Origin of the sequence: Flavobacterium sp. 270 (assembly GCF_004368785.1) — a bacterium.
Classification (GTDB): Bacteria; Bacteroidota; Bacteroidia; order Flavobacteriales; family Flavobacteriaceae; genus Flavobacterium.
The window spans coordinates 236,829-248,919 of record NZ_SODM01000006.1 but is presented as its reverse complement, the minus strand read 5'-3'; the positions used below and the strand labels follow the sequence as shown (position 1 = coordinate 248,919).

The window sequence follows — 12,091 nt, the reverse complement described above, 5'->3', positions numbered from 1 at the left end:
TTTCGTAATAGTTTTTTTTATAATTTATATAGCGATATGATATATTCCCGAATATATATTAGAGCGACGTTTAAGAGGTTTATTAATTTTTTCTTCATTCTCCTTTAGTCTAATATTTTCTGCAATTGCAATAATTTACATGCTCATGAAAAGAGAAATATTTTACATAAAAATTATAATAGCTTGTTTTCCTACAATCTATTGCTCGCAATTTTTATATGGGTGCATATTTTATAAGAAAGAAAATTTATGAAAATTAAATTCTATTAAGTTACCAAAAGAAATAAGCACAATAAAATAATCATGAATCCTAAAGAACAATTAACTGAAAAATTAAAAAATTGGTTAGAAGAAACAAATGTAATTTCATATGACAAAGATATTGGTTTTAGATGTCGAGATAAAGAATTACGAGAACTAAGAGATGGAAAAACCGAAAAAGAAGTTTACATTATCTCTTTCAATACTGAAGACAATATAACTTATGATAAAAATGGTGAAATTATTTCATTATTTGAAGGAATGCTTTGCTTTGCTTATTTTGATGCAGAAACATTAGAATTGCTTTATATAAGTAAAAAAGCAGGATATATTGAGGTTGATGGTTCTTATTAATTTTATAAAATGAAAATTGAAGAAATTTATCAAGCGATAGGACAGAGTATTGTTGATTCAATAGAAGAAAACTGGGACTATGCAATTCTGGATATAAAATATACTGGTAAATCAGGTGGTTTTTCTCTAAATTATTTTATTGATGGCGATGAAAAAAATTCTGAATATACCGGTGGCTATAGTATTTATAAAACAGTGAAAGAACTTCATGAGATAACAACAGAAGGAGGCAATAACCGATGGAATAGAATAGAATTCAAACTTTCTTCTGACGGAAAAATGAATTTAGAATTTATTTGGGATCAAGAATTGTTTGACGAATTGGAGCGTTTATCAAAAGAATGAAATTATATACATTAAAAGCAGGCTTCGGAACCTATATGAACAGAACTCAATCTATAGATCCATCAGATAATTTGCCTTTTTCCGGACATAATTATAAGGAAGATGAAGATTTTACAGATATAATAAATAAGTTACAGTTTAGGCTAGCAAGAGATGTTCATGAGAAAAAAATGAATTCTGATTTTTTATATGAGGCTATTGATTTTTATAACGATCCTCTTATTATTAAACCGAACCAAAAAAAATCGCTTCAATTCTTTACTGTTTCTTCAAAGCTTAAAAAACTACTGGAACAACTTGAGTTGCCAGAACATAAATTCTATCCTATTATCTTGAATATAGAGAAAGGCATTGATTTGCCTTATTATATTTTACAGATAAAATCGGCTATGAGTTCTTATAGAGACTACAGTAAATCTAGTTTTTATGCATTAAATCTTGTTACTGATATTTTTTTGCAATACGAAGAGGGTGAAATAAAATCAACAGAACATCTATTGGGTTTACTAGATGAAGATATTTTTCCATATGATAAATCGATGTATATTAATCAAGAATTAGATTGGATTTATTTAGCTCCATACTTTATTATTTCAGAAAAATCAAAACAATTATTTGAAGACAACAATATTGTAGGAATGGAAATCACACCATTTTACGAGGTTGAATCTGATTATGGCAAACCAAATGAATTAGGCTTTTTAAATAAATTTGGAGGCCGCGAAATTATCATTAACGGAAAAAGCTCTATGGATGGTTTAGACATTAATGATTTTCCTAAAGCTGATAAAAATTAAAAAAAACTTTCTTTTTACTACAACAACACCCGTTTTTCTAAAGTAGAAAAACGGGTGTTTTTTTTATACCTCATCTTGGTTTTAAATCACAAACAAAATCAGAAAAACCTCAAAAAATCATACTGAAACTACTGACTTATAAAGAGTTTTAATTTTTCAAACACGCTATTTCGGCGTATTTTTACAGTGTTCTTAAAACAATTGCTTTTATCCGAATTCAGGCAAAAAAGAACTTTTCTAAAAATTATTTACAAACTATTTTTTGGATGTAAATAATTTTCAAAACACAATTAATCTTATCCCTCAATGAATACCGTAATTGTTTTCAAACAATTGGGAAAGGCTTTTTATGCTTCAAATTTTAAATTATAAATACTCACAAATATGGATCAAACAACAAAAAAACACATCGATCTACTTCATCCTTCGGTCAGGGAAGAAGTCGCCAAAATTATCGAGGAATGCGATCTTGCCTTAACCGGAAGAGCGAAAGTACGCATTACGCAAGGGCTCAGAACTTTTCAGGAACAGGAAGACCTTTATGCTTTTGGAAGAACAAAACCAGGAAAAAAAATAACGAATGCAAAAGGTGGACAATCGATTCACAATTATGGTTTTGCTGTAGACATCTGCCTCATTATTGACGGAAAAACGGCTTCATGGGATACTGCAAAAGATTGGGATGGCGATCAAATTTCAGATTGGCAGGAATGCGTTAAAGTTTTCGCCAAATACAACTGGAATTGGGGCGGAGACTGGAAAAATTTTAAAGATCTTCCGCACTTCGATAAAAAAGGATATGCTGATTGGAAAGTACTCAGCAAGCTAAAACGTGACAAAAAAAACTATGTAATCTTATACAAATAAAATGAAATACGTAAAATCAAAACTTCTCCCATTTTTAATTGTAATTTCTCTCTCAATTACTTCATGCACCTCGACTAGAACAGCCTTATTCGATCAATATTCTTATCAAAAAACAACGGAGATAAAAATAGAAACAATCAATTTGATAGATAAAGCTTCAACACCTTACGTTTCTAACAAAAAAGAAGTTGAAGTTTTATTGCTGAATGTCGAAAAATTGGTTGAATATGAAAAAAACAAACCCAATAACGAAATCACTTTTGCAATGTGGAAAATTCTAAGTGATAAAGAAAAAAACTCGTTGTCGGGATTCTTTAAACGCTGGGAAACCAAAACAACTTTGTCTCCAACATTTTTGGGAGAATCAAAAAAACAGATTACAGATGCTTTGGATTTGCTTATTCAATATGAAATTAAAAAAGACACAGAATCAAAAGATGCACTTTTAGATTTAATCAACTTTAATAAATAAAAAAACCATGGACAGCGATCAATTATTGAAAGAGTTAAAAAGCAAATTAAAAACTATTATAACTAATAATTATAAAGATGTAAAACCTGAATTAGAAAAAGACTTAGACACTTTTTTTGAAACTTCTAAGGAAAAACTCGAGCGCTGGATTTTGCTTTTCTCCAACGCTGCTCTTACAGAAGAAGAACTGGAATGGCTTTTAAAAAGTCAGTTGGATTTGGTCGTTTTACAAGCTTTGCAAACCACCGGAATCTCAAAAATCAGATTGAATACTCTTAAAAATAACATTATAAAAACCATTTTTAAGTTTATTGTCGAATTGGTTATTCCTAGTGTCTAAAAACCTTATATAAAAAACCCAAAATCACAACAAGTCATTGTTTTTCAGTAGTTTAAAATAAAAAATCAATTTACTGAAACTACAGATTACTCCTCCTCAAAATCTTGGTAAAGGAGAAAGCATAGCTTAATTTTACAGTATCAAATAAAACAAAATTCTTTGGGTACAGCGCGCAAATCCAGTGAATAATTAAAACCAAAATTTACTAACAAATACAATAAATAATAACAATATATGAAAGATTTTGTCCTAGATGAAGACTTGTTAATTGTACAGGATTTTGCCGGAAATGGAGATTTTGCACTGAAAGAAGCAGATCAACAAAATATTGAACATTTACTGCTAAGTCAAAAAGGGAGCTATAAAGAGTTTCCAATACTTGGAGTAGGAATTAAAAAATACATTAACAGCCCGGATGCGACGTCCAGGCTAAGATTAGAAAACGAAATAGATAAACAATTATCGTATGACAACTTTTATGTAAAAACACTTGATGTCAACGATTTACAAAACATTAAAATCGATGGGAGCTATTAAACCACAAGACAATCAAAATATTCTTGATATTTCTTTGCAAGAATATGGCAGTATAGAAAAGGTATTCGACCTTTTAGAAGACAATGATAAGTTTAACATTACTGAAGATATTTCTGTATATCAGGATTTAAAAATTGGTCGAGAAGCCTTTAAAAAGGATATTGTCGAATATTACAATTCCAGAAATCTAAAACCTGCAACTGCACTTACTGAAGAAGAGGAATATTTATTGGACACTTTCTCTGGAATTGATTATATGATTATTGAAGATGATTTTATTATTTATTAATAAAAACCTCTTACTAAAATTACTCGAAACACCAGCCTTAACAGTTAAGAGACAGGAATTCTATATTTAAAAACTGCTCTTTTAAAAATTTCTAAAAACTACATCTTAGTAGTATCCATAAAAAACATAAACAATTATCTATAAGCATATTACACATGTCTTACAGGCTAAACTATATTAAAAAATTAAAATATGGCACGTACAATTGCTGAAATACAGAATGAAATTCTGCTTGAAAAAGAGAAACAACCTTCCTTAGGAGGCTTAACAGATTCAAAGACTGCCATTTGGAAACTTTGGATCAATATTGTTGCGACTGCTATTTGGATTCACGAAAAAATAGTAGAAAAAAATGCTTTGATATCGAGACCTCACACTTTGAACTGGTACAGAGAGCAGGCTTTAAATTTTCATTACGGAATGCCTTTAGATCCAGATTCCAGTAACGCAATGTCGCTAGTCTGGAAAGACGGTTTGTACCAATTTGACACTGAAGGCCTTTCGGAATCAGAAATTGAAGATGCTAAAATAATCAAACATTGCGCTGTAAGTGAAATTGATTTAGAAACAGTGCTCAAACCAGGTCTTAAACCTGAAGAAATTTTCTCAGACTATTTTCATAATAAAGTTGGTGTCGTTTTTATAAAAGTTGCCACCGTAAAAGATGAAAAAATCTCAAGAATTGATGTTCCTAATGAACTTTATGCCTTTAAAGAATATATCGCCAAAATTAAAGATGCCGGAAATCAAGTTTACATAACTTCTGATCAGGGAGATATTCTAAAACTAACTTTAAATGTTTATATCGATCCTTTGAGCATTTATATCAATCCAAAAGATATTGAATATTATCAATCAAGAATTTCAGCTCAAAATGAGATTACAACATTTGACAGTTACTACTTCGACCCTTTAAATGGCTCATTAATCTCAGATAGTGAAATATATCCAGTAATTGACGCTCTTAAAGATCATTTGAAAAACATTGAGTTTAATGGTGCTTTTGTCAAAACATTCTTGGTTGATGCAGTTCAGAAAGCGCAAGGAGTTAAAATTCCAATTTTAGCAACCGTTCAAACTGCTGCTGCAACAAATCCAAATGATCAACCCAATCTCTCGCTTACTGATGTGACTAAAATAGAATATTTCATTCCAAAAGCAGGCTATTTTGATATGGATACTCTGGAAGTTGAGGTCAATTATATTCCTTACACATTTTACAGAGATAAACAATAGTCTAATATATAAACAATGAAATACACTACTTTAAAGTGGGAAAAGCTATTATTATGGCTCATCCCTCCCATTCTCAGGAAAAAAACTCATGCGAATTGGCTCAATGTTTTACTCTCACCCATTCGTTCCATTTATGAAGATACTCTTTATAAAATGCAGCATACTGGTCAGGTAATTTATTTGGAGAAAATACTGAATGAAACTTTCAATCCAACCAAAAATTACAACCCAAATGCAAGCATAGAACAAAAACGATTAGATCAGTTAATTTATATCGACGAATCTGTCAAACCAACTTTACAATATGTGTATCTGCATAAAGAATATTATGATCCCGACGGGACTTTAATGATTCCGTTATTGAAAATATTCACTAATGAAGAATATCAAAACAAAAACAACAAACCCGTTTATCTGGCACATCGCAAAGATTATACAACATTAGCTTATGCCAATTTTAGAATTTTTATACCTGAAATTTTAATAAAAAACGGATCAATTGTCATCAACGAATCTGGATCAAGTACAGCAGCTATAAAAGTAGCAAACATTGAATTCCACAACCTGCTTAACTTCTATAAACTAGCCGGAAAAAGTTACGAAAGTTATTCCTATTAGCCAGAAGTCTTAAAATAATCTCATAAAACAACAGACATTTAAATAAATAAAAATGAAACAAGTAAATTTTAATCATGCAGGAGGTTTTCCTCTCGAGCAAGAAACTTTAGAAAAACTTCAAACAGCCTACAGGTCTGAATTATACGAAGCTCTAAAAGGCCATCTGAGCATCGAGACAAATAAAAATTATATTATCGCACCAGCATCAACTGAAACTAAAGGGTGGGCCATTATACATCAATATGAAAAAGATCAAAAAGATCCTGAAGGAGCACAAATACTTGAGGGTATTTTATATCCTATTCAAAAAAATGCCCCAACTGGTTACTTAAAAACGATCAGAACAGGGACAAATTTAATATACGGAACTGGAACATCTGAAACAGCATATTTTGATTATGAAGCTTCATATATAAGCTCACAAGAATATTATAATAACGCTGGATATTCGCAAAGTAATGATGATCTGGCTATCTATTATTATGATTTGTCAACTTTTGAAACTGTTTTAGATATCCAGACTATTGATGAAATTTTACAAGAAATTCAATCTAATATTGATGCAGTCGAAGCCAAAATAAATACAATCAAAGGGAATATTACTACCATTGAAAATAATATCGGTACGATTGAGAATGATATGAAATCCTATCTACCTCTTAAAGGCTTTAAAGCGATGGAAGGAGATTTGAATATAGGAGAATACCATTTATCAAAACTAGACACGCTTGAATCTTTTGCTTCGTGTGTAAGAACAATCGAATTTAATTTTGGATCTAGAAGTAGAAGAGGATTATTGCATCCGGAAAATCCTTCAGGAAGAGCTTTTGTAGATAGCAGTACAAATACCGAAACAAGTCTTACATTCAACTATGGTCCTGATTGGGAATACACTTATATTGGAGGAAAAGTATATATGGACCAATTGAATCATATAGATAATTTAAATTCTTCATCTTCATATGGTCGTATTCTGGCACTAGGCGATTTCGATCAAGTTATTAAAACTGATACAACAATTAGTTCGTTACTTAAACGTATTACAGATTTAGAAAGTAAATCTGCAATAACAACAGCTGTACCACTTGGAATGATTGCGATTTGGGGGACAACAGATCCAATTCCTGATGGTTGGGAAGAATATACTCCGTTGAAAGGTAGAATGCCTGTAGGAGTTCAGACTTTTACTTCAGAAGAAAAAAGTGATGCCCTAGATGGAGATGGTGGTAATGGTTTTAGCTATTATAGAGACATTTATGGCTCCGCAGTGTTTCCTTTTGAAAATATAGGATCCGAGGGAGGACGAATGAGTAAAAAATTAGACATTAACGAGATACCTGCTCATACTCATGGCTTTAGAGCGTATGTACAGAGTGGTTCTAATGATGGTTCAGGTGGTGAGGCAGCAGGAAATTTCCAAGATGAAAATACAGGTAGTACAGGTGGCGGAAAATCTTTCCCAATTCTAAATCCATACAAAGTAGTTCAATTTATTGTATATACAGGACAACCTAAAGATACAACAGCACCAACGACGCCAAGTTTAACAGCCTCAAGTATTGGTAATGTAAGTGTAACTTTAAACTGGACCGAATCAAGTGATAATCGTGGTGTTACAAATTATATTGTTTACGCAACTGGTTTAGAACCAATTACATTAGGATACATTCATTCTTATACTGTTCCAGGATTAAGCCCTGGAACATCTTATAGTTTTCATGTTGTAGCAAGAGATGTGGCAGGAAACTTATCTGTAAATAGCAACATTGTAGACGCAACAACATTAATAACGGATACAATCGCACCTACAGTGCCGACTAATTTAACCAGTTATTTAGCAAGCGCAAACCAAATAGATCTTCAATGGAATAGTGCAACAGATAATAGAGAAGGCGATATTTATTATGAGTTATGGAAAAGTTCAAACGCTGGAACTTTTGTGCCAAAAATTACAACTACTGGAAACTCTTATTCTGACAGTCTTTTATCCTATGACACAGTATACTCCTACAAATTAAGATCTAGAGATGTTGCTGGAAATGTATCTGATTTTACTGAAATAGTTACAGAAATTACAGATGTACCACCAGGAGGTGGCGGCGGAAATGGATGTTTCGATGTTGAATCTTTGGTAACGATGGTATCGGGACAATCGAAAAAATTGAAGAATATTGAAATTGGAGACAAGCTTCAAGGATTTTCATTCCCAAATGAAATTGACGAGTCTGTTGGAGATTATTTCTTGTGGAATGGGAAATTAAGCGAAGGCGTTAAAGCTGAGGTTACTGTTGTAAACAAAAGAGCAAGCGTACAGCCAAATTACTTCCAAATTGAAACAGTCGATACCACGATCAAAGTTACGGGAGAACATCCTTTATTAGTTACTCAAGATGGTGAAAATGTGCAATGGTTGTCTGCAAAAAATGTAGATTTAAATATGTTTTTGATTGATAAAACTGGAAAAATAAAAGCTATAGAATCTATCTTATTTAAAGAAGAACCGCTGGAAGTAATCCTTTTAGATGTTGAAGATGTAGATAATTATATTATTTCGGGAATTGTTGCACATAACAGCAAACCTGCAGAGCAACATTAACTGCACAATAAAAAATTAAAATAACAATTTATAAAATCTTTTGGGGCATAAACCCCAAAAGATTTTTTGCCAAAATCATTATATTGAATGGACCCGTTTTTTATTTGTATCGATTTGTTCTTTAGGCATCTGCCCTTCTTGTTTTGTTTATGCCATTATAAAATAGAAAGATTTTTTAAACTATTTAAGAAACCTTAGTTTGAACATCAATATTAGCGAAAATATATTAGAAATAATTGATTTTGATTATAACTAGAAGCAAATGCCACAACACTAAAAAAATTATTATGCCTAAAATCTCCGAATATTTAAATGAACTAAAACTATTGCTTTATGGAATTTTTATTTACTTAGAAATGGATGCCGAAATTGTTAAAGTATTATTTTATTTAATGATAATGGATACTTTTTTAGGCATTATCAAAACCATAGTAATAAATAATCCTTTCAGCTTTAAAAAGCTTGCATTAGGATTTGTATCTAAGCTAGCCGTATTGCTAATACCAACGGCTTTGGCATTAATGAGCAAGGGACTTAATTACAACTTTAAATGGTTTGTAACTGTTGTAATGGATTTACTTATTGTTAGCGACGGAATTTCAATAATCAGCAATATTATTGCAATTAAAACTAAAAAAGAAGTCGAAAATTTTGATGCAATGACTCTGATACTAAAGTCTATGCGAAATGCCTTAATACAATTATTCAAAAAACTTTTAACTACAATAGACCCTAAATTTCATCTATAAACAATAATTATCATTAAATACCGCCAGATTAAACTGCTTCCTTTTTCTTTTGAATCTGAATTCTAGCGTATAACCTAACAAACCAACTTGGAAGCAGCAACTAAAAATGAACCTTATTTATTAGAACGAGTATTTAAGATCAGAAGAATAAAAAACGTAATAGATTTAACCAATTCTTTTTCTGTTGTAAATAATACTGAATTTCCGAAACTCTTTGATGCAGAAATTTATAAACTAACATTTACCATAAAAAAACATGGAAAGATCAAAAACTATGATTTGTTCTTACCATACAGCGAACTGATTTGTGATCAAGAAATAGAGAATCTCAGGAAATCTTTAGGAATCGTGATTTCAGGAGACGGATCTCAATTTGAAATTCTAGACTTCGAATCAGATTTCACTATTCAGTTTGACCACGAAAACAGCTCTTTTATAGAATCAGATGAGGTTAAGAATGGTTTGGTAACTTTTATACAATAAGTTATCAAACTATTTTTTTCAATAAAATCTATGTTGGAATTTCTTTTGCTTTATCAACATTCAAGAGTCAAAAAAAACTTTTTAATCGACAAAATACAATCTATTATCAGTGGCAGAATGTTCTTTTTCTCCTGATAAGATTATAAAACATTAACTATAAAAAACATAAAATAATGAGTAATTATTTAATTGAAAAAAAATTACTTCTTAAGGACATTGAAGAAATTACAATATCCGAAGAAAAAGTGCTTGTAAGAGGTGCGGATGAAATCATCAAAGAAGTTGACAAAAGTTCTTTTGGTGGTGGAAATGTATCTGGAACGCCAAATATTCTGTCCAAATTTAATTCAAATGGAAATGGTCTAGAAGATTCTCCTATAACTATTATTGGAAGTACTGCAGAAATTACTTCTTCAATAGCTAATGATTCAGGACTAAAATTTACTAATCTAAAAAATTCCATTTCTTACACACCAATAGCAAGGCCTACTTCGCAGTCATTCCCTCGCAGAACGGCTCATAATAAAAATACTGGAGATATTGCAATTATTTTTCAATCAGGTAATAAACTTGATGTTTTAGATAAAAATGGTGATCTTAAATTTTCTACAATTCTATCAACACAACCAACTGGGCTCATTTATGATGATTCTGACAACTTATATTTAGTAGTCACAAATAATGATATAACTAAAATTGACAAGAATTTTAATATTACTGAAAACTTTTCAAATTCAGGTGGAAATCCATACCTGTATTTTGCAAGTGGCCTTATATATTGTTTAAAGTACGATGGATCTGCAAAGACCGTTAATATTAATAATGGAGAGACACAGCCGTATGGTAATGGTTTTGTACATCCAAGCTCTACATTCGCTTTAGGAGATTCAGGTGAGATTTATTCTTTAGCCACTGACGGTATTTATAAATCTGAAGGAACAGAAAAAACCTTATTTTATTTACCTGAACAGGCTACTTATTTTTCTAAAGCAGTTTATAAAGATGGCGTTCTATACGCATTAAATTATACAAACCAACAATTAATAGCTTTAAATTCTAATGGTTCTGTTATACTCACTGCTCCTGTAGGTATTTGGCCACAGGATTTAATCTTCACTACAGATGGCAATATAATTGTTTACAGTAATTATTCTTCAATGTTTATCTCAGATTTTAGACTAGTAAAGCCTTCGGGAGAATCAGAAGTTATATTTAATAAACCTGGCACAAATTTTAACGGCTTATATTCTGATTTAGACAACAACCTTTATGGCGTAAGCTGGTCTTCAGGATTTTGGGGAAAGTTTATTTATACTGAAAAAAATTACCTGCTTGCTTTAGATAATAATGGCAAAGTAGTAGGCTTAAATAAAAAAGATTTTGTTAATACAATTGATTTAAAATCAGTGTTAAATAGTAATTCGGAGGCCTATTTTGGAAATTATGACTTTGCAGGAATATTGTATGGTTCAGATGGTGACAGAGAAGTACAATTTCAAACTAGTGTGGATAACGATGATTATTCAAATTTTAGACTTAGAAAAGATTTTTGGTCAATATTAGGAACCTCTAGCGGTTCAGAGGCAGGTATTAGTAGTTATGAAGGTAACATAAAACTTACTCAAAAAAACTCCTCTTCTAATGGTACAATATTAGAATTTGAACAACCAATAGCAATAGGTGGCAGTGCTAATATTAAAATTCCTGCCAAAGCACAAGGTGACTATATATTAGCAACTACAGAAGACTTATCAATTTCAGGCTCTTATAATTCAATTATCAATGATAATAGTACAAATGTAAATAATCCGGGAAATACTTTTATCGAGAAAATTTATTACACAAAAACAGGTAAGAATGTTTATTGTAGTGCTAGTGTTTCAATAGATACTAATACAGATACGAGTAATGATTTAGCTTACATTCAAGTAACATTACCATTTCCTCAGTCATCGACATTCCCTAGATTAAATGCTGGAAACGGCATATTATATGGTGGAGGACTTGGAAATCTTATTATTCCTGCCATAATTCAATTAGAAGGAACAAATAATACTAAAATTATCTTTTCCGGAAAATCCGGAGATAATGGCAGTTCTTACCAAGGAGAAGTACATTGGAGTTATGAAACAGATTAAATCAAGTAT

Annotated in this window: 14 protein-coding genes; all 14 read left to right on the top strand. The window is 31.0% G+C overall.

Annotation, left to right across the window (positions count from 1 at the left end; translation table 11 throughout):
- The first annotated feature begins 303 nt into the window (after nt 1-303).
- The 14 genes from EV144_RS20560 (at nt 304) to EV144_RS20495 (ending at nt 12,082) form a co-directional block, all read left to right on the top strand.
- Entirely contained in the window at nt 304-615 is a 312-nt protein-coding gene (locus tag EV144_RS20560; protein WP_134151030.1) for a hypothetical protein, read from the top strand.
- 9 nt (nt 616-624) lie between these two features.
- Nucleotides 625-960, top strand: coding sequence for an immunity protein YezG family protein (locus EV144_RS20555; RefSeq protein WP_134151029.1), 336 nt, complete (start codon nt 625-627; stop codon nt 958-960).
- Nucleotides 957-1,757, top strand: a complete 801-nt coding sequence (locus tag EV144_RS20550; protein WP_134151028.1) for a hypothetical protein — start codon at nt 957-959, stop codon at nt 1,755-1,757. Before EV144_RS20555 ends, EV144_RS20550 begins: the two co-directional genes overlap by 4 nt.
- 384 nt (nt 1,758-2,141) lie before the next feature.
- Nucleotides 2,142-2,624 carry a M15 family metallopeptidase gene (locus EV144_RS20545; protein ID WP_134151027.1) on the top strand — a complete coding sequence of 161 codons (483 nt, stop codon included), beginning with the start codon at nt 2,142-2,144 and terminating at the stop codon, nt 2,622-2,624.
- 1 nt (nt 2,625) lies between these two features.
- Nucleotides 2,626-3,096 carry a hypothetical protein gene (locus tag EV144_RS20540; protein ID WP_134151026.1) on the top strand — a complete coding sequence of 157 codons (471 nt, stop codon included), beginning with the start codon at nt 2,626-2,628 and terminating at the stop codon, nt 3,094-3,096.
- A gap of 7 nt (nt 3,097-3,103) precedes the next feature.
- Complete coding sequence (locus tag EV144_RS20535; RefSeq protein WP_134151025.1) at nt 3,104-3,436, top strand: hypothetical protein; 333 nt, start codon at nt 3,104-3,106, stop codon at nt 3,434-3,436.
- A gap of 234 nt (nt 3,437-3,670) precedes the next feature.
- A complete protein-coding gene (locus EV144_RS20530; protein ID WP_134151024.1) occupies nt 3,671-3,973 on the top strand; it encodes a hypothetical protein in 303 nt (100 codons plus the stop codon).
- On the top strand, nt 3,960-4,262 hold the full coding sequence (locus EV144_RS20525; RefSeq protein ID WP_134151023.1) for a hypothetical protein: 303 nt from the start codon (nt 3,960-3,962) through the stop codon (nt 4,260-4,262). The genes EV144_RS20530 and EV144_RS20525 overlap by 14 nt, the downstream gene beginning before the upstream one ends.
- Before the next feature lie 192 nt (nt 4,263-4,454).
- Entirely contained in the window at nt 4,455-5,498 is a 1,044-nt protein-coding gene (locus tag EV144_RS20520) for a hypothetical protein (protein ID WP_134151022.1), read from the top strand.
- A gap of 15 nt (nt 5,499-5,513) precedes the next feature.
- Nucleotides 5,514-6,116, top strand: a complete 603-nt coding sequence (locus tag EV144_RS20515; protein ID WP_134151021.1) for a hypothetical protein — start codon at nt 5,514-5,516, stop codon at nt 6,114-6,116.
- A gap of 52 nt (nt 6,117-6,168) precedes the next feature.
- Nucleotides 6,169-8,712 carry a fibronectin type III domain-containing protein gene (locus EV144_RS20510; RefSeq protein ID WP_134151020.1) on the top strand — a complete coding sequence of 848 codons (2,544 nt, stop codon included), beginning with the start codon at nt 6,169-6,171 and terminating at the stop codon, nt 8,710-8,712.
- Nucleotides 8,713-8,999: 287 nt separating this feature from the next.
- Complete coding sequence (locus EV144_RS20505; RefSeq protein ID WP_134151019.1) at nt 9,000-9,461, top strand: phage holin family protein; 462 nt, start codon at nt 9,000-9,002, stop codon at nt 9,459-9,461.
- A gap of 87 nt (nt 9,462-9,548) precedes the next feature.
- Nucleotides 9,549-9,944: a hypothetical protein gene (locus tag EV144_RS20500; RefSeq protein WP_134151018.1), complete on the top strand. Its 396-nt coding sequence runs from the start codon at nt 9,549-9,551 to the stop codon at nt 9,942-9,944.
- A gap of 173 nt (nt 9,945-10,117) precedes the next feature.
- Entirely contained in the window at nt 10,118-12,082 is a 1,965-nt protein-coding gene (locus EV144_RS20495) for a hypothetical protein (RefSeq protein ID WP_134151017.1), read from the top strand.
- Nucleotides 12,083-12,091 lie beyond the last annotated feature (9 nt).